Annotated in this window: 15 protein-coding genes and 1 pseudogene; 5 read left to right on the top strand and 11 right to left on the bottom strand. The window is 72.0% G+C overall.

Going from position 1 to position 24,366, the window contains the following annotated elements; translation table 11 throughout:
* The first annotated feature begins 544 nt into the window (after window positions 1–544).
* Window positions 545–1,480 carry a hypothetical protein gene (locus CIK81_RS17240; protein ID WP_241964246.1) on the top strand — a complete coding sequence of 312 codons (936 nt, stop codon included), beginning with the start codon at window positions 545–547 and terminating at the stop codon, window positions 1,478–1,480.
* Between the two features lie 445 nt (window positions 1,481–1,925).
* Here CIK81_RS17240 and CIK81_RS17235 read toward each other — a convergent pair whose 3' ends face one another.
* From CIK81_RS17235 to CIK81_RS17220, 4 genes are all read right to left on the bottom strand, one after another.
* On the bottom strand, window positions 1,926–2,906 hold the full coding sequence (locus tag CIK81_RS17235) for a class I SAM-dependent methyltransferase (protein ID WP_096166642.1): 981 nt from the start codon (window positions 2,904–2,906) through the stop codon (window positions 1,926–1,928).
* 130 nt (window positions 2,907–3,036) lie between these two features.
* Window positions 3,037–4,926, bottom strand: a complete 1,890-nt coding sequence (locus tag CIK81_RS17230) for an ABC transporter ATP-binding protein (protein WP_096166641.1) — start codon at window positions 4,924–4,926, stop codon at window positions 3,037–3,039.
* Window positions 4,923–7,334 (bottom strand): ABC transporter ATP-binding protein, encoded by a 2,412-nt coding sequence (locus CIK81_RS17225; protein WP_241964245.1) that lies wholly within the window; start codon window positions 7,332–7,334, stop codon window positions 4,923–4,925. Before CIK81_RS17225 ends, CIK81_RS17230 begins: the two co-directional genes overlap by 4 nt.
* Window positions 7,331–7,840, bottom strand: a complete 510-nt coding sequence (locus CIK81_RS17220) for a DUF456 domain-containing protein (RefSeq protein ID WP_096166640.1) — start codon at window positions 7,838–7,840, stop codon at window positions 7,331–7,333. The genes CIK81_RS17225 and CIK81_RS17220 overlap by 4 nt, the downstream gene beginning before the upstream one ends.
* Window positions 7,841–8,229: 389 nt before the next feature.
* Here CIK81_RS17220 and glsA point away from each other — a divergent pair, with 389 nt between their 5' ends.
* On the top strand, window positions 8,230–9,501 hold the full coding sequence (gene glsA / locus CIK81_RS17215; RefSeq protein WP_096166639.1) for a glutaminase A: 1,272 nt from the start codon (window positions 8,230–8,232) through the stop codon (window positions 9,499–9,501).
* 229 nt (window positions 9,502–9,730) lie between these two features.
* On the opposite strand, the gene CIK81_RS18650 is transcribed toward glsA, so the two are convergent.
* From CIK81_RS18650 to CIK81_RS17190, 6 genes and pseudogenes are all read right to left on the bottom strand, one after another.
* Window positions 9,731–11,134 (bottom strand): SbcC/MukB-like Walker B domain-containing protein, encoded by a 1,404-nt coding sequence (locus CIK81_RS18650; RefSeq protein WP_241964244.1) that lies wholly within the window; start codon window positions 11,132–11,134, stop codon window positions 9,731–9,733.
* A gap of 1,048 nt (window positions 11,135–12,182) precedes the next feature.
* A pseudogene (locus CIK81_RS18645) lies at window positions 12,183–12,797 on the bottom strand (AAA family ATPase); the annotation flags it as partial.
* Window positions 12,794–13,972: an exonuclease SbcCD subunit D gene (locus CIK81_RS17205; RefSeq protein ID WP_114355965.1), complete on the bottom strand. Its 1,179-nt coding sequence runs from the start codon at window positions 13,970–13,972 to the stop codon at window positions 12,794–12,796. The gene CIK81_RS17205 and the pseudogene CIK81_RS18645, both read right to left, overlap by 4 nt.
* A 238-nt stretch (window positions 13,973–14,210) precedes the next feature.
* Entirely contained in the window at window positions 14,211–15,776 is a 1,566-nt protein-coding gene (locus tag CIK81_RS17200; protein ID WP_096166636.1) for a sulfatase-like hydrolase/transferase, read from the bottom strand.
* Between the two features lie 127 nt (window positions 15,777–15,903).
* Complete coding sequence (locus CIK81_RS17195; RefSeq protein ID WP_096166635.1) at window positions 15,904–17,418, bottom strand: sugar porter family MFS transporter; 1,515 nt, start codon at window positions 17,416–17,418, stop codon at window positions 15,904–15,906.
* Window positions 17,415–18,560 carry an ROK family transcriptional regulator gene (locus CIK81_RS17190; protein ID WP_096166634.1) on the bottom strand — a complete coding sequence of 382 codons (1,146 nt, stop codon included), beginning with the start codon at window positions 18,558–18,560 and terminating at the stop codon, window positions 17,415–17,417. The genes CIK81_RS17195 and CIK81_RS17190 overlap by 4 nt, the downstream gene beginning before the upstream one ends.
* 164 nt (window positions 18,561–18,724) lie before the next feature.
* Between CIK81_RS17190 and CIK81_RS17185 the strand changes: the two genes are divergently transcribed.
* A complete protein-coding gene (locus CIK81_RS17185) occupies window positions 18,725–20,224 on the top strand; it encodes an NAD(P)/FAD-dependent oxidoreductase (protein ID WP_114355964.1) in 1,500 nt (499 codons plus the stop codon).
* Between the two features lie 308 nt (window positions 20,225–20,532).
* The gene (locus CIK81_RS17180) at window positions 20,533–21,234 is read left to right on the top strand and encodes a hypothetical protein (protein ID WP_096166632.1); all 702 of its coding nucleotides are present in this window, start codon (window positions 20,533–20,535) and stop codon (window positions 21,232–21,234) included.
* A gap of 112 nt (window positions 21,235–21,346) precedes the next feature.
* On the opposite strand, the gene CIK81_RS17175 is transcribed toward CIK81_RS17180, so the two are convergent.
* Complete coding sequence (locus CIK81_RS17175; RefSeq protein ID WP_114355963.1) at window positions 21,347–22,009, bottom strand: SRPBCC domain-containing protein; 663 nt, start codon at window positions 22,007–22,009, stop codon at window positions 21,347–21,349.
* Window positions 22,010–22,594: 585 nt separating this feature from the next.
* Between CIK81_RS17175 and CIK81_RS17170 the strand changes: the two genes are divergently transcribed.
* Entirely contained in the window at window positions 22,595–24,109 is a 1,515-nt protein-coding gene (locus CIK81_RS17170) for an NAD(P)/FAD-dependent oxidoreductase (RefSeq protein ID WP_241964247.1), read from the top strand.
* Window positions 24,110–24,366 lie beyond the last annotated feature (257 nt).

Below are 24,366 nucleotides of genomic sequence, written 5' to 3'. Positions count from 1 at the left end.
AAGCTCTCTTCCTGAGCACAGCACCACGTCGAGCGAGCTGGCCCACGGTCCCCGGACAGCACGGGCACGGCACGCGAGGCACGCGCAGGTCGCCGACATCGCCCGGCTCACGCCCGGCTCACGCCCGCGGCCACTCGCGACCTCTCACGCTCGAGCACCCCGTCGAAGTAGGCGGAATAGGCTGCTCTCAACGCCTGTTCAGACGGGTTACCGACGCGGCACGACGAAGGCCCGGGGCGAGGCGGGGCAGAAGGCCAGGGCGAGGGCGGAAGGCCAGGCGGGGATGACGCGCCGGAGCTGGCGAAGCGGGACGAGAGGCTGGGCGAAGCGCGCGGGGCCTTCAGCACTCACACGTCGGGATCTCAGCGTCGCGCAGCACTCACACGTCGAGGACTCAGCGTCGCGGTCCGAGCCTCGGGCCGTCACCGCACCTCTCCTCCACAGTGCGGACTGTGGATGGCCCGCGGCGTCGGAGCGCGAGTAGTCCCATCCTGGCGTGATGTCGCGCCCTCCGCTCCCGCTCCCCGCTGTGCTCCCCTGGCATGTGTTCACCAGCGCCGAGGCACGACGAGCAGGCGTCTCCCAGGATCGCCTCAAGCGGAAGGACATCTCCCGAATCCGCCGAGGCCTGTTTTCACGCACGGGCCCACCGGTCTCCGAGGCCGCCATCGTCGCCGCCCTCAGTCGACAGGATGGCTCCGCCGTCGTCGTCGGTCCTTCCGCCGCTCGGCTGTGGAACATGCCTCTTCCTCCGCAGCTCGGTTCCTGGGATTCGCGAAAACCAGTGCACTTGTCGATTCCCGGCGGCCGCAACAGTCATGGCGCCGTCGTGCGGTGGCACGACTTCACCTTGGCTGAGGAGGACGTGCAGCGACTGGTCTTCACCCAGGTCCTGTCCTTCCACGAGACCGCGCCGCCACCGCACTGCTCGTTTCGCATGACCACTCGATCGCGAACGTGGCGAGATCTCGCGCGCCACCTGACCCATGGTCAGCTCGTGGCGGTCGGTGACCATCTCGTCCGGGCTCCGCGGCCGCAGTTCGAGAACGGACGACGGAAACCGTGGTGCAGCCTCGAGCAGTTGGCGAACGCCTGCACGGGTCACTACGCCGCGTCACTCCGGCGTGCCCTCACCGATGTGCGTCGAGGAGCGGACTCCCCGATGGAGACCATGCTGCGGTTGGCGTTCATCGACGCCGGGTTGCCCGAACCGCTGATCAACGTGCCACTCATCGGGCCTGACGGCGTCGCGCTCCACACCCCGGACTTCCAGTGGCCGCAATACCGCGTCTGCGCCGAATACGAAGGCGCCGCCCATAACAAGGATCAACAGGTGAAGCGGGACATCCGGCGTGCGCGGCGGGTGAAAGCCGCCCGGTGGTCCGAGATCCGCCTCTACAAGGACGACGCTCACGCAGGCTGCGCCGCTGCAGTGCACCTGGTCCGCGAAGAGCTCCGGGCCCGAGGATGGCGCCCGTGACACGTCGTCCCGCCTGGGTCTGTCGACCGACGCTTCACGCGCCCCGGCGAGTCGGACACCCCGGCGCCTCTCGCACCCCCCGCGGGTCGGGGCCCCGGCGTGTCAGGCACGCCGGCGCCTCACGCACCACAGCGACTCGGGCACGCCGGTGCCTCACGCGCCCCAGCGAGTCGGGCGCTCCGGTGCTTCACACACCCCAGCGAGTCGGGCACCCCGGGGGAGTAGGCGGAATGGAGCGCTCTCAACGCCTACTTCCCCCGGCTACTAATGAGTAACGGGAAGCAAAGCAGCGGGAGGGGAGTCGCGGGGGTCAGAGCGCCCGGCCGCAGTGAGCGGGCCAGAACGACAGGGCAGGTCAGAACGACGGGGCGCGAACGACAGGGCAGGTCAGAACGACGGGGCGCGAACGACGGGACAGGTCAGAACGACGGGGCGCGATCGGCGGTCAGGCAGCGGAGGGCCGGTAGAGGAACAGGTCGGTGCGGTACGGGATCCCGATGATGCTCCCCGGCGCGTGGCCGAGATGCTCGTGGAGGTACCAGTCGAGATTCGCCAGGACCTTCGCACGGCGCTCCTCGGAGGCAGTGATCACGTAGCTGCGGGTGCGGGCGAGGTCGATGACGTCCGGCGTGGGCATCGGGTCCTCCCACTGGTGCACGCTGCGCTGGAGGAGCTCGAGGCCGGGGCCGACCGTGGGCGAGAAGTCCTCACGATGGATGTCGCCGGCGTGCATGATCCGGGAGAGGCGGTGCACCCAGGGGATGGTCACGTCGAGCATGTTCCACACCAGCGCGAGCGTGCCGCCCGGTGTGAGAAGCCGCGTGACCTCGGCCGATGCCGCCTGCGCGTCGAACCAGTGCCAGGCCTGGGCGACCGTGACCAGTTCCGCCGATGCAGCCGGCAGGCCGGTGTCCTCAGCAGAGGCGACGTGCGTGGCCAGCCGGGGAGCGGCGAGCGCAGCACCTGCTGCGTCCGCCGAGCCGGATGAGTCGGCAGGTTCCGCTGAAGCCAGTGAGCCGGAGGAGACCGTGAGGTCCGCTGAAGCCAGTGAGCCGGATGAGTCGGTGGGGTCCGCTGAGCCGCCCGACGGGGCGCGGCGCAGAGCGGTCTCGAGCATGGCCCGGCTCGTGTCCACGGCGGTGACGTCGAGACCGCGCTCCGCGAGAGCCCACGACAGTTTTCCGGTGCCGGCGCCGAGGTCGATCGCACGGCGAGGCAGCGCAGAGCGCGGCTCAGCACCAGGCAGGGTGGCGAGGATCGCGTCGAGCACGGCGGGCGGGTAGCCGGGGCGGAGCCGGTCGTAGTCCTCGCCCTGGTCCTGGAAGGCAGCGGCGAGTGCGCCTTTCCGCTCGTCGCTCCCGAAGCGCGGTTCGTCGCGTGCGGAGACCGGAGGAACGGGAGGGTTCAGCGAATCGGGCGAGCTCATGCTCCCGAGTTTCCCATCCTGCTCGCCTCGCCATCGACTCCGCTCACCACGGCACCCGGCACGCAGCGCTCCCGCTCACCGCAGCGCTCCCGCTCACCGCACCGCACCGCACCGCACCGCACCGCACCGGTCACCGTGACGCTCGGTGGGCCACCCAGGAGCGGTGCAGTCCCGCGTAGATCCCGCCGTCGAGCTCCACGAGTTCGGCGTGCGTGCCGTGCTCGACGAGGTCGCCGTGGTCGAGCACCATGATCCGGTCGGCGCGCTCGGCGGTGGAGAGCCGGTGGGCGATGGTGATCGTGGTGCGACCGCGGGCGAGGCCGTCGATGGCCTGCTGGAGGCGCACGTCGGCCGCAGGATCGACGGCACTCGTGGCCTCGTCGAGCACGATCACGTCGGGGTCGGCGAGATAGGCGCGAGCCAGGGCGACCAGCTGCCGCTCCCCCGCGCTGAGGGACTCGCCGCGCTGGCCCACTGGGGTGTCCAGGCCGTCGGGCAGCTCGTCGGCCCAGGTGCCGAGCCCCAGCTCGTCCAGGGCGCGGCGCATCTCGTCGTGGGTCGCGTCGGGCTTCCCGTACAGCAGGTTGCCTGCGACGGAGGTGTCGAAGAGGAAGCCCTCCTGCGGCACCATGATCACGCGCGAGCGCAGCGAGGAATACGGGATGAGGTGCAGCGGGATGCCGCCGATGAGCAGCTCGCCGCTCGCGGGATCCATCATGCGGGTGAGCAGCTTGGCGAAGGTGGTCTTGCCGCTGCCGGTCTCGCCCACGATCGCGATGCGGCTGCGGGCGGGGATGTCGACGCTGATGCCGTGCAGCACCTCGGGCCCGGTGGGGTAGGAGAAGCGCAGGTCACGGATCTGGATGTCGAGCAGACCGTCGGGCAGCAGAGTCGCGCCGGGCACGGGGGCCAGGCGCCGTCCGGTGTGGGGATCCATGGCGCCGCCGGGATCGGCGACGTCGGCCGGAGTGTCGAGCACGCCGAGCACGCGCCGCCAGCCGGCCACCGCGTTCTGCGCCTCCGAGAGCATCTCGATGCCCATGCGCACCGGCTGGCTGAACAGGGACACCAGGAACACGAAGGCGATGACGCCGCCAGCGGTGAGGTCCGCCCCCGGCAGGTTCACGCCGAGCGTCTGCGTTCCCAGCAGGATGCCGACCACGACGACGATCGCGGTGGCCAGGCCGTCCGCCGTCTCCGAGAGAAAGAACGACGCGGACTGCGGCCTCAGCACGGAGAACTGCGCGTTGCGCACGTCGCGCACGCGATCGACCTGCCCGGAGCGGGTGCGGTCCTCGACGCCGTAGGCGCGCACGGTGGCAGCGCCGACGAGGGACTCTGAGACCGCGCCGAGCATGCTGCCGACGTTCGCACGGACCTGCTGGAAGCGGGCTCGGATGCGCTTCTGCAGCGAGCCCATGATCAGCAGGATCGGGATGTAGCAGAGCCACACCACGAGGGCGAGCGGCCACGAGTAGAAGGCCATCACGCCCGTGGCGAGGACGAGCTGCATGCTCATCACCACCAGCATGATGCCACCGAAGCTCATGAACTGGCTGACGGTGTCGACGTCGCTGGTCACGCGGGAGACGAGCGCTCCGCGCTGCTCGGTGCCCTGGGTGAGCAGCGAGAGGTCGTGGATGTGGCGGAAGGCGCGCTTGCGCAGCGTCGCCAGTGACGTCTCGGCCAGACGGAACAGCCGACGGTTCATGAGGACGTTGCAGGCCGCGGTACCCAGCAGGACGATGGCGGCGAGCCCTGCGGCGCCGGCGACGAAGGCGACGTCGGGCCGCTCCGGGGCGATGATGCCGCGGTCCAGGATCGACTGCACGGCGATCGGGACGACCACCTTGCCGCCGGTGGCGACCACGGCCAGCAGCAGCGTGACCCACAGCCCGCGCAGCAGCTCGGGGGTGAGCCCGAGGCCCCGCCGAATGGTGTGGAGGGCGGATTCGTCGGTGGTGGTCTCGCTGCCGAGCGCGGAGGATTCGGTGCGGTCGGCGGCAGGTGCGGCGGTCATCGGCCGGCCTCCTCATCGGTCGGAGCGGACACGGCAGCGCCCGGGGTGGGAGCGTCCGGGCCGGGAACGTCCGGTGCGGGAGCGTCCGGTGCGGGAGCGTCCGATTCGACAGAGCCCGGCGCGGCGCCGTCCGGCTCAGCAGCGTCGGGCTCGGGAGCGTCCGGTGCGACGGCGTCGGGCTCGGCAGCGTCCGGAGTGGCAGCGTCCGGTGCGACGGCGGTCAGCCCGCCGGTCGCCGTCGGCGGCTCGCACTCGCACTCCCCGTCGGCCGTCGCGTCCTCACGCCGGTATCTGCCCTCGCCATGGCGTTCGACGGCGGCGGTGACGGTGCGGGCGCGCGCGGCGTCCACGGCGATGCCCGGATCCGGGCCGTCACTGGGCTGGGGCCGGGAGGCCTCGAGCAGGTTGTGGGAGATCGCGGCCTCGTCATATGCGTCGACCAGAGCGCGGTAGCCCTCGCTGCGTCCACGCAGCTCCTCATGGGTGCCGGCGGCACCGACCCGGCCGTGATCGAGGAAGACGACCTGGTCCGCGAGCGAGATCGTGGACTTGCGGTAGGCGATCAGCAGGAGCGTCGAGGAGGTCATCTCGCGGCGGATCCCGTCGAGGATCGCCAGCTCCACGCTGGGATCGCAGGCGCTGGTGGCGTCGTCGAGGATCAACAGGCGGGGCCTGCGGGCCAGGGCCCGGGCGAGCGCGATGCGCTGGCGCTGCCCGCCGGACAGCGACCCGCCGCGCTCCCCCAGCTCGGTGTCGAGCCCGTCGGGCAGCGCGTCGACGAAGGCCTCGGCCTGGGCCACGCGCAGCGCCCAACGGATGGTCCGCTCGTCGATGGCCTCGCCGAGGGTGACGTTCTCGCGCACGCTCGCGTCGAAGACGAAGGCCTGCTGGAGCACGAGGGCGACGTCCGCGGTGAGGGCGTCGGCCGTGAGCGAGCGCAGGTCCGCGCCGTCGAGGGAGATGCTGCCGGTGCTGGGATCCACCAGGCCCGCGGCGAGCAGGGCGAGCGTGGACTTCCCGGAGCCGGTGGCGCCGACGACGGCGAGCACGCGGGTCCCGGCCTCGGGGTCGGCGCGCAGGGAGACGTCGTGCAGGGCGGTCGCGGTGCGCAGGTGGTCCTCCGCGCGGGCGCCGCGGCCCAGGATCACCTGGGCGGGGTCGTCGCGATAGACGAAGGAGACCTCGTCGAAGGTGAGCACGCCAGGGCCCTCGGGCAGGGCGTCGGGACCGTAGACGCGCTGTTCGGTGACGTCGAGGATCTGCTGCACGCGGCCGCCGCCGACGACGGTGCGCGAGAGGTCGCCGAGCACCCAGCCGAAGGAGCGGATCGGCAGGGACATCAGCGTGAACAGGTAGGACACCTCGACCAGCTGGCCGGTGGTCAGATGACCCTCCCCGATCCGCCAGGCGCCGAGCACGGCGACGGCGAGGATGCCGAGGTTGGGCAGAGCGTCGATCGCGGGGTCGAACCAGCCGCGCACGTAGCCGAACCGGATGCCGGTGCTGCGCAGGTCGTCGGCCGCCCGGGAGAAACGCTTCTCCTCGACGTCCTCGCGGCCCAGGGACTTCACGACGTTCGCGCCGTCGAAGGACTCGTGGGCGATCTCGGCGACCTCCGCGCGCAGCCGCTGGGAGCGCACGGCGATCGGGGTGGCGAAGCGCTGCAGCAGCACGTTCAGGGCGATCAGCAGCACGATCAGCGCGAGCATGACCAGCAGGATCACCGGGTCAATGCGCGCCACGACGACCGTCGCGTACACCAGCATCACGATGGTGGACAGGGCGAAGGGGAAGGGCGCCATCGCGAAGAAGGTCGCCTCGACGTCGGAGTAGACCGAGCTGAGCAGGGTGCCGGTGGACTGTCGGCGGTGCCACAGAAGCGGCACCTTCGCGTACACGGCGGCCAGGCGCTCGCGGTACAGGCGGAACAGGTCGAACTGGGCGGCGGCCGCGAAGATGCGGCGGGCCATCACGGTCACGGCGCGGGCTACGGCGATGCCGAAGATGGCCAGGCCCCCGCCGACGACCAGGCCCAGCTCGATGTCGCCGCCGTCGGCGAAGGAGGGCACGACGACGTTCTCGGTGACGCTGCCGATGATCGAGGAGGTCGCGATCTGCAGGAGCGCGAACGCGGTCGCTCCGAGCACGGCCAGGATGAACCATCCGCGCTGTTCCCAGGAGCCCTTGAGCAGGCGCTTCAGGCCCGGGACGAGGACCGCGGGATGGTCGCGGTCGATGTTCTGGATCGGTGGGGTCACGGGCTCGGCAGGGCCAGGATCAGGATCAGGGGCAGGGGCAGGGGCCGGGGCCGGACCGTTCGCGCCAGCGGGATTGTTCGCGCCGGCGGAACCGGCGGAACTGTTCACGGGGCCCGAGCTGTTCGCGGGGGCGGGGCGGGGGGCGGTCATGCAGTCACGAAATGGACGACGACGCCGACCGCGAACACGATCGTGGAGAGCATGGCCAGGGAGAACTCGATCATGATGCCCACGCCGAGCGCCTTGACGGCGATCCAGGCGGAGCCGAGTCCCTTGGCGATGTCCTTCTGCCGCACGGCCTCGCTCACGCACAGGCCGAGCACGAAGCCGATCGGCAGGCCCAGCAGCGGGATCACGAAGAAGCCGACGATGCCGGCGGCGATGCCCACGTAGATCGGCCACATCGGCACCTCGGCGGCGTGCAGCTTCCTGCCCGTGAGCACGTAGCTGGTGGTCATGCCGATGGCACTGAGCACGAGCACGATCGCGAAGACGATCCAGGCCGGCCATCCACCGATCACGATGGCCCAGATCAGGGTCGCGATCGCGATGGTGATGGTGCCGGGCAGCACGGGCACGACGATCCCGGTCAGGCCGACGATGTACGCCAGACCGACCACGACGGTGACGATGATCTGGACGGTGAGGGAGTCCACGGGTCCTCCGAAGGAGATGGGTGGGGACTGCGGCCCGGAAGCGGTGACGGCGCCGGATCCCGTGATCGTTCACGGGCAGCGCGCGGAGCGGCAGGGTCCCCAGCAGTCAGGGCCGCACCCATCCTATCGGCGTGCCTGCGCCCGGTGGGAGACGCGCCACCGTACGGGCCTCGGCGTCCGGGCCTCTCGCGGTGGAGAGCGTGCGCACCGTCGCGAAGGAACCCCGCGATCGAGCCGCCGGCCTGCGAGCCTCCCGCATGCGACCCTCCCGTGCGTGAGCCTCCAGCGCGCGGCCGCCCGTAGAGGAGCCCCCGCTCGGTGGGCCGTGGAACACTGACGTCGCCCTTCGCGGCACCCTGCCCCGCCCCGACCACGTGATGGAGCGCCCCATGCGATCCCCGATCCTGGACTACCTCGACCGCGCGATCGAGCAGACGGCCCACGTCGCCCCCGGAGCTCCGGCCGACTACATCCCGGAGCTCGCCTCGGCAGATCCGCAGCGGATCGCCGTCGCGATGAGCACGATCAACGGGACCGTCTACGCCAGCGGCGACGCCGACCACCACTTCACCATCCAATCGATCTCCAAACCGTTCGTCTATGCCCAGGCGATCGAGGAGCGCGGCCTCGAGGACGTCCTGGCGCGGATCGGGGTGGAGCCCAGCGGCGAGGCGTTCAACGAGCTCTCGCTGGACCCCGACACCGGCATGCCGCGCAATCCGATGATCAACGCCGGGGCGATCGCGACCCACGCACTGCTCAGCCACGGAGCGAGGCCGGCCGATGAGCGGATCCTCGAGCTGTTCTCGCAGCTCGCGGAGCGCGAGATCGAGATCGACGAGGCGGTGGCGGCCTCGGAAGCTGCCAGCGCCCACCGGAACCTCGGACTCGCGCATCTGCTGCGCGCCGCGGGAGCCCTCGATCAGGAGCCGCAGGATGCGGTGGACGGCTACATCCGCCAGTGCGCGGCCTCGGTGACGGTGCGTGATCTCGCCCTGATGGCGGCCACGCTCGCCAACGGCGGGGTCCAGCCCAACACCGGCGAGCGCCTGTTCAGCAGGACCACCACTCGGCACCTGCTCGGCGTGATGACGTCCTGCGGGATGTACGACGCCGCCGGGGACTGGCTGACCACGGTCGGCATCCCCGCCAAGAGCGGCGTGGCCGGCGGCATCGTCGGCGTGCTCCCCGGGCAGCTGGGCATCGCCGTGTTCTCACCGGGGCTGGATGCCCACGGCAACAGCTCCCGGGGCGTGGCGATGATGCAGCACCTGTCCGAAGAGCTCCACCTGCACCTCATGGAGCCGGCTCGGCCGGCCCGGTCGTCGCTGCGGGAGACCCGGACGGTGTGGATCGACGAGCATCGGGCGACGCTCTACGTCCTGCAGGGCGATCTCGTGCTCAGCAGTGTCGAGTCGCTGGTGGAGAGGGTCCTGGAGGATCCGCCGACGACGGAGCGGGTGGTCTTCGACATGAGCCGGGTCGACGAGGTGCTGCCGGTGGCGCGCCACGTCGCGGGACAGATGGCCAAGAAGCTCATCGACGACGGCCACCGGATCGTCCTCATCGACCGGGACGGGGTTACCACCGAGGTCCCGGGCGCGGCGGAGCCCCGGGTCGAGCGCTGGACCCGCGAGCAGCTGGATCGCAGCGCTGGATGACCCCGAGTGACCCAGGTCGCAGGGGAGGCCACGATGCCTGGGCGGTCGCGACGCGCGGAAGCGCCGCAGAGGAACGAGGGCCGGAGGGCGTCGTGGAGTGATCGGCGTGCCGCTCAGGGAGCCGCACGACCTGCCCGCAGTGTCCCTCCAACATCACGTTCCTGTCCCCGGGATGCCGACACGGACGGAGAGCGTGTTCACACCGTCAACCCGTCACGCCGTCACGCCGTCACGCCGTCACGCTCAGGGTCGAGCGGAAATCGGCGCCGCGGCGCACGTGGATCTGCTCGGCGATCTGCGCCTTCATGTCGCCGACGTGGCTGACCACACCGATCACGCGGCCGCTCTCGGCGAGGCGGCCGATCTCGCGCACCACTGTCTCGAGGGTCTCGGGGTCGAGGCTGCCGAAGCCCTCGTCGATGAACAGGGTCTCCATCTGCACGCCGCCGGCCTCGCCCATGACGATGTCGGCGAGGCCGAGCGCAAGGGCGAGGGACACGAAGAAGGTCTCGCCACCGGAGAGGGTCTCGGGAACGCGCACCTGATCGGTCCGACGGTCCAGGACCAGCAGGTCCAGGCCCGTCTTGCGGGCACCTCGTGCGCCGGTGTCCCTCAGCAGCTCGAGGTCGGAGCCGGAGAACAGGGCCAGGCGGGCGTTGGCGGCCTGCACCACGGCGTCCAGGCGCCACATGAGCACGTAGGTGGACAGCTGCACGCGGTCCCCGTCGCTCGAGCGGCCGGTCGCGAGGTCGGCGACGCGCACCACCACGCCAGCGTCCTCGCTGATGGTGCGCACCTGGTCGGTGGCCGTCTGCAGGGCCGTGCGGGCGGCTGCTCCCCGCTCTGCGACACCGCCGAGGCGCGCAGCGAGGCCGGCGGCGTCGCGGGCCGCTTCCTGCGCGGTGGCATGCCGGGCGGTGGCGTCCGCGAGTGCGGCGTCGGCCTGCTCCCGGGCCTCGTCAGTGGCGACGGTGGCCTCGATGCCCTCCTCGGCGAGACCGTCGGCGAGGCGGGACTCGTCGACGGCGCGGGCCTGGACGAGCGTTTCGAGACGTCGACGTTCGGCCGTCTCGAGCACCGCTGCTCGCGCGGCCTCCGCAGTGGCGAGCTCGGCGGCGGCCAGGGCGGCGTTCGCCTCCTCGGTGAGCTCGTCGGCGCGGGTGGTGGCCTCGGTGCGGGTGCGCAGTGCGTCGCGCAGCGCGGTGGCGGCGCGGGCGCGGGAGAGATGGGCCCGACGGCGAGCGGCGATGGAGTCGTCCTCGCCGCGGGCCTCGGCGACCTTCGTCCGGTCGGCCTCGAGCGCTCGGGCGGTCTCCTCGATCGCGGTGCGCTCGCGTTCGACGCCGAGCGCGTCGGCCTCCTTGCGCTTCGTGAGGCGGTCGGTCTCCTCGTCGAAGGCCGTGATCTGCGTATCGATCCGGGCGGCCTTCTTCTCGGCCTCCTGAGCCGTGGTGACCTGGGCGCTCGCCTCCTCCACGGCGGTCTTCGCCGTCTCGGGCGTGAGGTCTCCGGCGATCTCGCGGAGGCGAGCGAGTTCCTGGCTCGCGAGGGCGTGCGCCTGCTCGGCCCGGGCGTGCGCGGCCTCGGCGGCCTGGCGGGCGGTCTCGGCGGCCTCGACCTGCTCGGGGCTCACGGCATCCTCGGCGGCGCGGCCGGCGGGTGGGTGCTCGACCGCGCCGCAGACGGGGCAGCGTCCCCCTCGGCGAGGTCCACGGCGAGCTCCGCAGCGATCCCGGTAGGCGAGCGCGGCGCAGGTCCGCCTCGGCATCGGCCTTCTCACGGGCGGTGCGCAGGGCGGCGACGGTCTGCTCGCGAGCAGCCTCGACCGTGCCCTGCTGCGCCGCGGCGGCGGTCGTGGCCTGCTGGCGCTCCTGGGAGCTGCGCAGTGCGAGCCGGGCGTCCCCGAGGGCCCGGGCGGCGGCACGGGCGGTATCGCGAGCGGTGAGGTGCTCGCTGCGCTGTGCGGGCCGTGCCTCGAGCTGCTCGCTGAGCGCCGCGAGGGCGCTCGTCGTCCTCGCGAGCGTCTCTCGGCGCTCGGCGAGCTTCTGCTCGCGGGCGGGGAGGGCGGCTTCGAGGGTGACGAGGTCGGCGAGGGTGCCGGCAGCGGTGGTGGCCTCGTCGGCCGCGGTGGCGAGCTCCGCGTCGGCCTCGTCGTTCTCCAGCAGGTCGACGAGCGCGGGCTGGTCCGGACGGGTGCTCTCGGCGAGCTGGGCGAGGTTCTCCAGGGCGGTGGCGGCCTGGGCGGTGGCGGTGTCTCGTCGGCGCAGCAGGTCCGCGACGGGGCGGGCGGTCTCATCGCGCTGCAGGGAGCGTCGGGCGGCGTCGACGACGGGCTTCTCCGTCGTGAGCCGGGCGGCCAGCGCATCGAGCGTGCGTCGGCGCTCGATGCGGGTGCGCGCGGTCTTCGCGGTCTCGGCGGCGGTGCGGGCGGTCTGCTCCGCGGTCGCGGCGCTCTGCGCGGCGCTGCCCGTCGTGGTCGCACGGGCGGTGACGGCGGCGAGGTGCTCGTCGGCCGCTGCTGTCAATGGGTCCAGCCGCAGGGCGTCCGCGTGGTCCTGCAGGACGGTCACCTGCTCGGTCTCCAGCGCGGTGGCTTCGGTGAACCGGGCGAGCGCCGTGCCGAGCGTCTGCTGCGCCTGGTCCACCTGGCGCTTGGCGGATTTGCGCATCTCCTCGAGCTGCTTCTCGACGGCGGCGTAGGTCTCGGTGCCGAACACGCGCTGCAGCACCTGCTGCCGCTCCCCGGTGCCGGCGCGCAGGAAGCGGGCGAACTCGTTCTGGGGCAGCAGCACGGTCTGGGTGAACTGGTCCCGGTTCAGGCCCACGGCGCGCTGGATCTCGCGGCCCACCTCGTCGATCCGGGTCGCGATCGCTTCGACCCCTCCCCCGCCGCCCATCTCGTCGGCGATCACCGCAGGGATCAGCTGCGGGGAACCGATGCGCCACAGCACGGCCTTGGGCTGCTCCTTCGTGGTGCCGGTGCCGCGGAGCTTGGGGCGCTGGAACTCGGGCTGGCGGCGCACCCGGTAGATCCCCGAGGCCGTCTCGAAGACGAGGTCCACGACGCTCGCCTCGGTGGGCTGGGCGAACTGGGAGCGGATCCGGGCATCGCTGGTGGCGCTGCCGGCGACCTGCCCGTACAGCGCGTAGGCGATGGCATCGAGGATCGTGGACTTGCCGGACCCGGTGGGTCCCTCCAGCAGGAACATGCCGCTCGCACCGAGGGCGGCGAGGTCGATCTCGACGGTGCCGGCGAAGGGGCCGATCGCGGTCAGGCGCAGGTGATGGAGCTTCATGAGGCCTCCTGGTCGCGCCGCACGTGACGGTAGGCGCGCTCGAGCACGTCGTGCTCGGCGGGCGTCGGGTCGGCGCCGGTGACCGCGGCGAGGAACTCGTCCATCACCTCGAGCGGGTTCGCCTCCCGGCGCACCACGGGGGTGCCCTCCCGGGCCTCTCTCCCGTCGGGGGCGTACTCGGTGAGCAGCAGGTGCGGGAATCCCTCACGCAGGTGCTCCTGCAGGTGGGCGGGCCGTGCGGGGTCGGTGACGACCGCCTTCACCCAGTCGCTGCCGTGCTGGTCCTGCTGCGCGAGGATCTGCTCGAGGGTGCCGCGCAGCTCCGTGAGGCGGCGCGGCACGGGGGTGCGGATCCGCTCGACGGTGACCTCGGCCCCCTCTTCGCCGGGGCCGGGCGCGCCGAGCTCGACGAGCAGCACGGACTTGCGGTGGGTGCGCTCGGAGAACGAGAACGCCAGCGGGGAGCCGGAGTACCAGGCCGGAGCGCCGACGGCGGCGGTGAGGTCCTGGCAGCCGTGCAGGTGGCCGAGCGCCAGGTAGTCGATGCCGCCCAGCACACCGGCGGGCACGGAGTCGACTCCGCCCACCGAGAGGTCGCGCTCGGAGTCGCTCGCCTCGCCACCGGTGACGAAGGTGTGGGCGAGCACGACGGTGCGGGCACCGGGATGCGCAGCGGCGCGCTCGCGCACCCGGTCCAGGGCGGCGCGGGTGACGGCCTCGTGGCTGCGCGCCAGCGGCGGTTCCCCCTCGGCCACGAGCTCGGTGCGCACGCGGTCGGGTTCGAGATACGGCAGCCCGAAGAGCAGCACCTCTCCGTGCTCGTCCTCGACGCTGACCGGATGCTCGATGCCCGCGATGTCGGTGAGCAGGTGGACGCCGGCCCGCATGAGCCCGCGGCCGAAGCCGAGCCGTTCCGGCGAATCGTGATTCCCGGAGGTCAGCACCACGGTGGCGCCCGTGTCCGCCAGACGGGCGAGGGCGGAATCGAGCAGCTTCACGCTGGTGACGGCCGGCACGGCGCGGTCGTACACGTCACCGGGGATGACGACCACGTCGACGTCCCGCTCGCGCACGAGATCGACGAGCCAGTCGATGAAAGCGGCCTGATGCTCGTGCAGGTCGACCTTGTGCAGCGTGCGCCCCAGGTGCCAGTCCGAGGTGTGCAGGATTCTCATGCCCCGAGCCTAGGGACCGGGGCCGACATGCGGGCACGCGTCCGCGCCGTGTGGACGACGGGGAGGTGGGGAGGAACGTTGGCTCGCCGGTCGTCCGACTGGTCGTCGGGGCGGGTCTCGCCTCGCCCCGACTCGCCGCCTCGCCCCGACTCGCCGCCTCGCCGCCTCGCCGCCTCGCCACCAGGGCACCAGGGCACCAGGGCACCAGGGCACCAGGGCACCAGGGCACCTCGCCGCCTCACCCCCGATAGGTCACCTCGTCGAGCCCGGACATCGTCGGGTCGTGATCGAGGTGGCCCACCTCGTACATCGAGCTCATCCAGTGATAGAAGTTGTCGCCCCGCGCCTGCAGCCGGCTGTAGAGATCCGCGAGCATCTCTTGGCGCACGCCGCTCAGCCGCGGGTCGTCGTAGCGGTTGTGTAGCTCATCGGGGTCCTCCTGGAGGTCGTAGAGCTCGTTGCGGGACTCCGGGCTCACGATCAGCTTGTACCGGCGCCCGCGCAGCATCCGCTGGGCGATCGGGAAGTGGTGGCCGTGGAACTCGCACAGCACATGGTCGTCCCACTCGACGTCCTCGCCCCGTACGAGCGGCAGGAGCGAGCGCGAGTCGACGGCCGGTGCCGTCTCGAGACCCGCGAGATCGAGGAACGTCGCGGTGAGGTCGAGCAGGCTCACGAACTCATCGCGGACCTGCGCCGGAGCGCCCGGCACGTGGAGGATGCCACCGGTGCGGTAGATGTCGTCGTACATCGCCGGACCCTTGTCGTGCAGCCGGTGGGAGCCGGTGAACTCCCCGTGGTCGGAGCTGAAGGCGATGGCGGTGGTCTCCGCCAGGCCCAGCTCCTCCACCGCGCGGAGGATCCGGCCGAACTCGCGATCGATCATCGTCACGTAGCCCCAGTAGGCGGCGATCAGTGTGCGGGACTCGGCCTCGGTCATGGTGTCGAAGGCCCAGTGGCGCGAGTAGTTCTGCTGGACCGGCGGCTTGTCCGCGAAATCCTCGGCGACCGATCGGGGCAGCTCGACGTCGGCAGGGTCGTACAGGTCGAAGTACTCATCGGGCACGACGTACGGCAGGTGCGGGCCGGAGAAGCTCGAGACCACGAAGAACGGGACGTCGGACTCCTCTCCGTCGCGGGCGTATCGCGTGAGCATCTCGATGGTGCGGTCGGCGAGATAGTGCTCGAAGGTGGCCTCGACCGGCTGCTGCAGCCGGGCCGCCATCAGGTTCCCCACCTCTCCGTTGGGGAAGCGGCCGCGGATACGCTCGGTGATCCGATACGGCGGGTGCCCGTTCTCCTCGAGCCAGCGCACGTAGTCGGGATGGTCGACGGGGTTGTGCCAGCCCGGGTAGTGCTCGGCGTCGAAGCCGAAGTCCGCAGCGGTGCGCTCCTCCCCCACATGCCACTTCCCGACGAGTCCGCACTGATAGCCCTGGGCCCGCAGCTCCTCGGGGAGGGTCCACTGGTCCTCGGGGAGATCCTCGATGTAGCCGACGTTGCGCTCGTGGTTGGCCAGCAGCTTGTGGCGGAAGGGGGCCGCACCGGTGAACAGCGAGGCACGTGCCGGGGTGCAGATCGCCGACGGGGTGAACCAGGAGTCGAAGCGGGTGCCGGTCGCGGCGAGCGCATCGAGGTTCGGGGTGCGGCAGGTGGTGCTGCCGTAGCAGCCCAGGGTGTCCACCCGGTGCTGATCCGTCATCAGCATGAGGATGTTGCGGCGCGGGGCACCCGTCGGCTCGGCGGCGGGGACCGCCGGGGCGGTGCGGGATCCCTCGAGGGGCCGCTGGGTGTCATCGGTCATCGGTGGTGCCTTTCGTGGAGGGATGCGCAGGATGGAGCGGCCGACGCGGGGACGCGGGGCCCTGCGTCGGACACGGACGCGGCCGGGTCGGGTCGGGTCAGGTCGGGTCGGGTCAGGTCGGGTCGGCTCAGTTCGAGAAGTCGTCCATCTGCTCGAGCTCGAGATTCTTGGTCTCGGGCACGAACTTCACGACGAACCCGATGGACAGCAGAGCCACCGCGGCGTAGAGGACGTACGTGGACCCGATCGACCAGGCGGCGAGCACCGGGAATGTCAGGGTGACGGCGAAGTTCGAGGCCCATTCCACACCGCCCGCCACCGAGGTGGCGGCGCCGCGCAGGCGGTTGGGGAACATCTCGCCGATCAGCACCCACATGATCGGCCCCCAGGTGCCGGCGTAGGCGAAGACGTACAGGCACAGCGCGACCAGGGCGAGCGCGGCGCGGCCGGGAGATCCGGCCAGGTCGGGGCTGAGCGCCCCGTCCGGCCCGGCGACCTGCGGGGCCGTCAGCATGACCACGGCGGTCATCACGAGGGCGGCGAACATGCTGATCGACCCCACCAGCAGCAGGGGGCGTCGGCCCACCCGATCCACGAGCAGCATCCCGGTGACGATCGCAGCGATCTTGACCGCGGTGAGGATCAGGGTCTGCTGGAGCGCGGCCTGCTCGCCGAAGCCGATCGTCGAGAAGATGGTGGTCGCGTAGTAGAAGATCGCGTTGATGCCCACGAGCTGCTGCAGGGCGGCGAGGCCGATGCCCACCCACACGATCCGCTGGAGGTTGGTTCCGGAACGGTTCAGCAGCGATCGGAAGCCGCCGATGCTGTGCCCGCCCAGAGACTCCGAGATCTCCTGGACGCGGGCATCGACGGAGGTTTCGCCGAGGGTGCGCACGAGCACGCCCCGTGCTTCCTTCACACGACCTCGGGCGATGAGGAAGCGCGGGGACTCGGGCACCAGCAGCGAGGCGATGAGGTAGATCAGCCCGCCGGCGGCCACGGAGAGGAACGCCCACTGCCAGACCTCGAGGTGCAGGCCCAGCAGCCCCAGCCGTGCGGTGGACAGCGGGGCGTCGCCGGCGGGAGACGGCGCGGCCGCGAGCATCGCATCGCCCAGCAGACCGCACACGAACAAGCCGATGATCAGCATGAACTGGCGCAGGGAGACGAGCATGCCGCGCATGTCCGCCGGGGCAGTCTCGGAGACATAGGCCGGGGCGATCGTCATCGCCGCCCCCATCGCCATCCCGGAGAACAGGCGCCAGACGAGGAACAGCGCCATCGAGTCGCCGATGAAGGCCGTGCCGGTGGACGCGACGATGAACAGCACTGCCGAGACCACCATGATCGCCCGGCGACCGATGCGGTCCGAGAGGCGCCCGGCGAGGAAGGCCCCCAGCACCGCGGAGAGGACGCCGAAGGCGACGGCGAAGCCGATCAGCCCGGATCCCGACCCGGTGTGGAACTGCAGCGCGTTCTTCACGACGTTCAGCGCCATCGCGTCCCAGCCGAACATCAGTCCGGAGATGGAGGCGGCCAGGGCCGCCTGGACTGCACGCCGACGGGCGGCGCGCGGCGGCCTCGTCGCGGCGAGGACGGTGCTCTCGCGGGATCGGGTCTCGCGGGATCGGGACGTGCTCATGCGATCACGGTCCTTCCTGTGGAGGGTCGCGGATGGGTGAAGGGCAGGGCCGCGCCGAGGGCGCCGGCATCGCTGGAGAGACGGCCGGGCCCGAGCCGGACGGCGGGGAACCGCGCTCCGGCCTCCCGGGCGACGAGCCCTCGGACCCGGTCCAGAAGCGCGTCGCCGGCATCGAAGAGGTCGCCGGAGAGGAGGATCTCCTCGGGATCCACCATGGTCACGGCGAGCACCAGGGCGTGGGCGAGGCCCTCGGCCGCGCGGGTCAGGACGGGGTCGACGCGGCCGCGCCCGCTGGCCAGCTCCTGGTGCAGCTGCTCGACGGTGTGCAGACCGAGGCCCAGCGCCCGGCAGGCGGCGAGGACCGACGGGGTGGAGGCCACGGTCTCGAGGCATCCGCGTCGACCGCATCGGCACGGTGCCCCGGGGAACTCGACCTGCAGGTGGCCGATCTCGCCGGCCAGGCCCGCCGCGCCGCGGTCGATCCGTGCCTCGCGCACGACGGCTCCGCCCACGCCCTGGTAGCAGCGCACGTGCAGCGTGATCCGATCGCGGCGGGGAGCGGCGAGATGCTCGGCGAAGGCGGCGTACCGGGTGGTGTTGTCCACGCGGACCTCCGCCCCGAACCGCCCCTGGAGGTCGTCGACGAGCCGCTGCCAGGGGGCGTCGGCCCGGTGGAGGAACGCGGCGGGGCCGGGCACCCCGAGCCCGACGCCGCGCAGGGACGGCATCGCCGCGGGCAGCGCGAGCTCCTCGAGGAGCTCGCGTACGATGCCGAGCCGCTCCTCCCATCCGAGATCCTCCGGATGCTCCCGGGACCCGGTCGTGAGCGCGTCGCCGACGATGTTCAGCGCGGCGATGCGCACGGCCCCGTGGGCCAGATCGATCCCGAGCGCACTGATCGCGTCGAGGTCGATCTCGATCCGTTCGGTGGGCCGGCCGCGGCCGGGATGGTCCTCGTGGCCGGCCACCACCACGGTTCCCTCCTCCAGGAGCGGGGCGATCACGGCGGAGACCGTCGTCCTGCTGAGCCCGGTGGCCTCTGCGATGGCGGCGCGGGTGATCGGCCTGCTCGTGCGGAGGGCCTCGATGACCTCGGCCTCGCGCGGATGCGCTGGATCATGGTTCGACCCCGTTGTGGACATGCGCCCACGCTAAGGGCCGCGATTTCCTCCCACGGCACGATGCAGAAGTCACCGCCAACTGTGAGCCGCCTCACAGGTAGAGCGTCCTGCGACACCGCGAGCATGCCCCGTCCTCCCTGGAGCCGCCCCGTGACGAGAGCCGCTCGCGGGCGTAGCGTGCCGACATGGCTCCTCATGCGCAGTCCACCGTCCCGCAGTCCGCCTCTGCCCCCGAGATCACCGCCGACGTCGTCGTGATCGGCGGCGGCCCCGTCGGCGAGAACGTCGCCCAGTACGCGATCGAGGGCACCGACCAGACCGCCGTGCTCATCGAGGGCGAGCTGCTGGGCGGCGAGTGCTCCTACTACGCCTGCATGCCGTCCAAGGCCCTGCTGCGGCCGCTCGCGGTCGCCGATGCCGCCGCACATCTGGACGGCGTCTCCACGCCGGAGGTGGACACGGCCTCCCTGCTGGCGCGGCGCGACACATGGGTCTCCCAGTACGACGACACCGGTCAGGTCGAGTGGGCCGAGGGCGCCGGGATGCGGGTGGTGCGCGGACACGGCCGGATCGTCGGCGAGCGCGAGGTGCGCGTCGAGGATCCCGACGGGGGCCCGCCGACGCTCGCCCACGCCACCCGCGCCGTCGTGATCGCCACCGGCTCGCAGGCCGTCGTGCCGGACGCGCTGCAGCCACTCTCCCCGTGGACCTCGCGCGACGCGACCGGGGTGCAGGAGATCCCCGGGGAGCTGCTCATCGTGGGCGGCGGTGTGGTGGCGGTCGAGGCCGCGACGTGGATGGCGGCGCTGGGCTCCCACATCACCCTCCTGGTGCGCGGCGACGCTCTGCTGCGGGGGATGGAGCCGTTCGCGGGCGAGCACGTGCTGGGCGCTCTGACGGCCCTCGGCGTCACGGTCCAGCTCGGCACCTCGGCGGTCTCCGCCGAGCGGGCCGACGCCCGCGACTCCGGGCTCGGCAGGATCCATGGCGGCCGCGTGACCCTCCAGGTGGAGGATGCGCAGGGCCGACGCGAGGTCACCGGGGACGAGATCCTGGTCGCGACGGGTCGCACGCCGCGACTGGCGGACGTCGGCCTCGAGACCATCGGCCTCTCCCCCGAGGACATCACCGGGGCGCAGGCCCCGACGTCGGACGATGCGACCGGGGCGCCGCTGCCGTCCTGGCTGCACGCGGTGGGCGATGCGAGCGGCGAGGCGCCGCTGACCCACTGGGGCAAGTACCGCGCCCGCGTGATCGGGCAGGCGATCCGTGCCGGCGTCACCGGTGAAGCTCTCGAACCGGTCCCGGAGACCGTGCCGGTGCCGCAGGTGGTGTTCACCGATCCGCAGGTCACCTCGGTCGGGCTCACGGCAGAGCAGGCGCGCGAGGCCGGGCACGACGTCGTCACCTCACAGGTCCCCTTCGGCGGCGCGGCCGGCTCCGCGCTGCTGCGGGACGACGTCTCCGGCACCGCCCAGCTGGTGGTCGATCGCGGCACGGCCACGCTGATCGGGGCGACGTTCGTGGGCCCGGAGGCCTCGGAGCTGATCCATGCCGCGACGATCGCGATCGTCGGCCAGGTGCCGGTGCACGTGCTGCGCCATGCGGTGCCGAGCTATCCGACGTCCTCCGAGCTGTGGCTGCGCCTGCTCGAGGAGCTGCCGACGGAGCTCCGCACCACCTGATCGGACCCGGCGCCCGGCGGGTCGGCGCGCGGGACCGACCGGGGCGGGGCGCTCACCGGGTCGATGCGCAGGTTCAGCTGGCGGGACGCGCGGACCCGCCGGAGTCGATGCGCGGAGCCGGCCCGGGCGGACCCGATCCCGGCGGCGGCTCCTCCCTTCGGAGGAGATGGCAGATCGCACTGGTCGCGGCGACCGTCGATCAGGTGGAATGGGGACGGCGGCAGACGCCGCCGGGGAACGACGGCCGACGTCGCCCTCAGACCGTCGGCTCGCGCAGTCCGCGCGGGCCGCCCGCCCCGGGGAGGACCATGTTCACGCGACGTCGCCGCATCAGGCGCCTGCGCCGTGCCCGCGACGGGGACGGGAGCGCGCTGAAGGACCTTCGCTGGTGGCAGACCCTCACCCGCACCCAGTTCCATCTGGACCCGCACGAGGGCGAGACCTGGGATGCGCAGGATGCGCAGTACACCGTCGACGTGCGCTACCTGGCCTCCGAGCTCGAGGGAGGCAAGATCCCCGAAGGGTCACGGCACGCCCCGGTGGCCCTGTACCGCGACGGGACCCAGCAGTACATCGCGAATCCGCCGGTCGCCTTCCCCATCCCGGGCGGAGTGATCGAGGTGGCCACCAGCTCGTACGGGCTGACCCGGATGCATGTCGTCCCCGACGAGGGGTCGCCGCGACCGCTGCGCCCGCATCCCCGCGGGCTCGAAGGCCTCCGGGCCCGGTTCGGCCGACGGTTCCCGCGGGTGAGCTCCGCCCTCGGACTCCTGGCGATCATCGTGCTCCTGGCGGGCCTGGCGGTGATGGTCCCGCAGCTCGCGGAGCTGGTCACGCAGATCGACGTGGTCGCCGAGCACGTGGGCACCTTCACCTCGCCGATCTCCCTGCCCGGCTGGGCGAACACCGCGCTCCTGGTCGCGGGGATCCTCGCGGCGATCGAACGGGCGCTCACCCTGCGCAACCACTGGCTGATCGACGCCGACACGACCTGGACCTCGTTCGCCTGAGGAGCTGGGCTGTGGGGCGTTGCCGGGCCCTGCGGAGACCTATTCGCTCGCGACCCGGACGAGTGTTCGTGGTGATCGCCCGCGCCGACTGAGCTCGGCACAGACTCCGGGCTCAGCCCTCTGCGCCGGTCCCGGTGTAGAAGCCGTAGGTGGCGTCGGCGGTGCGCTGGGCGGTCTCGGCGTCGGCCCCGGAGGCGGTGTGGGCGACAGCCCACCCGTCGGCCGCCCCGCGGTAGAACGCCCGCCCCTCCTCGGTGCCCGCCCACTCGGCGGCCTCGGAGGGTGCGAGGGCGCCCTCGGTGGCGCCGACGTGCAGCGCGAGGCCCAGCAGACCGCCGTCCCAGCCCACGCCGGTCGCGCCGGGGCCGAAGGTCTCCCACATCTGCGCGGGCACATCTGCGACGCGACTGGTGTGCTCGAGCTCGAAGCGGGTGGCTCCCGCGCTGATCTCCTCCAGGCGCACGGTCACCCAGGAGACGCCGCCGGCTTCCCAGGTGACGCGGTACTCGGCGACGCCGCCCGCCGGGGGCTCGCAGGCGAGGACCTCACCGCCGGCGTTGCCGTCGAACTGGTAGCGGCCGCCGGTCCGCAGGTCACCGCTGATCGGGAGGAACCACTGCTGGATGCGCTCCGCCGTGGTCACGGCCGCCCAGGCCTCGGCGAGGTCGACGGGGAGATCCTGCTCGAGGGTCTGCACGTGGAGCCCCTCGCCGTCGCGGTCCTCCTGGCGATAGGCGCGGGTGACGGACGCGAGCTGGGCGGGGACGTCGACCATGGCAGGTCTCCTTCGGACGAGGCGGGCGCGGGCGGTGCGGTACGCGAGCACCGGCCGTGCGCGGGCGTTGGCAGAGCGCGAGCACCGGCAGAGCGCGAGCACCGGCAGAGCGCGAACACCGGCAGAGTGCGGGCGTCGGCAGTGCGGCGTGGTCCAGACTACGGCCCCGACGCCGCTCTCACCGGGGCGTGGCGTGGTTCGTGCGACGTCCTTGCCGAGAGCCCCGAGCCACGGCTCGACCGGGCTCGGACCGACCGAACGGTGACCCCCCTCGCCGGCTAGCGCTTACCCCCACATCGAGCAGCCTGCCAGGTGTGACTCACGAGCAATGGACCGACCCGACGGTTACCTCATCCCGGGCTGAGTGGGTAGCATCGATGGGGACTTCGGACGGACGCGCATGCGCACTCGTTCAGGCTCCGAGCCCGGCTGATCGCCGAGTTCGCCATCCCGGGTCGCACCCGGCACCGCCCGCCGATCCTCTCCTCATCCTCCCGCCGACGCCGGCGCTCCCGTTCAGGGACGCCACCAGCGCCCCGCAGGGACCGTCGACCACCGTCTCTCCTAGGAGTCACCCCCATGGTCATGCCGTTGCCCTTCTCCGTTCGTCGCCCCACCGTTCCTGCGAAGGACGGCGCGAGCTGGCCGCACGTGATCATCCTGGGCGGCGGCTTCGCCGGCGCGCACGCCGTGGGCGCCCTGCGCGACGCACGAGTGCGCGTGACCCTGATCGACCGCAACGTCTACAAGACCTTCCAGCCGTTGCTGTACCAGGTGGCCACCGCCGGTCTGAACCCGGGCGACGTCACCATGTTCCTGCGCGGCCTCTCCCTCAAGGTCCCGAACATGCGCTACCGCCAAGGCGAGGTCGAAGGCGTGGATCCCGAGCGCAAGGTCGTCAAGCTCGACGAGGGCCAGAAGGGCATCCACGAGCTGCAGTACGACTACCTGATCATCGCCAACGGCGCCACCACCACCTACTTCGGCACCCCCGGCGCCGAGGAGCACGCGATGCCGATGTACACGCGCTCGCAGTCCCTGGCGATCCGTGACCGCATCTTCTCCGAGCTCGAGCGCTCCAGCCGCGAGGACGTCCTCGGGCACGACAAGCTGCACGTGTGCATCGTCGGCGGCGGGCCGACGGGCGTGGAGATCGCCGGCGCCCTCGCCGACTTCCGCATGCAGGAGCTGGACATCCTCTATCCCGAGATGGACCCCGGGACCCTGCAGGTCACCGTGCTCCAGCGCGGCGACGAGCTCATCAAGGAGTTCAGCCCGAAGTACCGCGAGTACGCCGCCGAGGAGCTCCGGGACCGCGGCGTGACGCTGCGCCTGGGCCACGGCGTGAAGTCCGTGGGCTACGACCACGTGGTGCTCGACAACGGCTCGATCCTCGAATCGGACATCACCATCTGGGCCGCGGGCGTCGCCATCCCCGAGTCCGTCAAGGAGTGGGGCCTGCCGCAGGACAAGCGCGGCCGCATCGCGGTCGATGACTACCTGCAGGTCAAGGGCTTCCCAGGAGTCTATGCCGCCGGCGACATCGCCGGCCAGGACGAGCCCCTCCCCCAGCTAGCGCAGCCCGCGATCCAGATGGGTCAGGCCGCGGCCCGGTCCATCGCCGCGGACGTCGCCGGCAAGCCCCGCAAGCGGTTCACGTACACCGATCTGGGCACCATGGCCACCATCGGCCGTCACGCCGCGATCGCCGAGATCCCCCACGTGGGCGGTCTCTCCGGTGCCATGGGCTGGGCCGCGTGGCTCGGCGTGCACATCACCAAGATGATCGGGCACCGCAACCAGCGCGCCGTCGCGATGAACCTGCTGTCCCTGTACGGCGGCACCCGCGGCACGCACCAGCCGAACCCCGTGGTGGGCGAGGTCGACTCGCTGCGCGCGGCCAAGATCTTCGAGGAGCAGGCCGCGCACCGGAAGTTCGGTCTGGGCGCTCAGGCCGGAGACCCCTCGGACGTGCTCGCCTCCGGCAAGAGCTCGGCCCAGGGACTCCGCAAGAAGCCCGAGAAGAAGACGGCGAAGGCTGAGAGGACAACGCGGCAGGCCCCCGGCGCTCGTCACGTGGCCGACCCCTCCCAGGACTGATCACGTCCGGCGCGGGCCGGTCCGGCGTGCGCGCCCGACGAGCCAGCGAGCCAGCGAGCCAGCGAGCCAGCGAGCCAGCGAGTCAGCGGGCGCGGCGGATGAGGGCGATCAGCTGATCGGAGTCGGCGCGGAGCGAGGCCATCGTGTCCGTGGCCGGTTCAGAGGCTCCGTCTGCGGAGGCAGGCGTCGAGGGGCCGGGGGCCGACGGCGCTGCGGCGTCCCTGGCAGAGCCCGCCGATGGCGGGGTTGCCGAGGCC

Source organism: Brachybacterium sp. JB7 (assembly GCF_003335205.1).
Taxonomy (GTDB): Bacteria; Actinomycetota; Actinomycetes; order Actinomycetales; family Dermabacteraceae; genus Brachybacterium; species Brachybacterium alimentarium.
The sequence above is the reverse complement of the archived record's forward strand: the minus strand, read 5'-3'. Positions and strand labels throughout refer to the sequence as shown.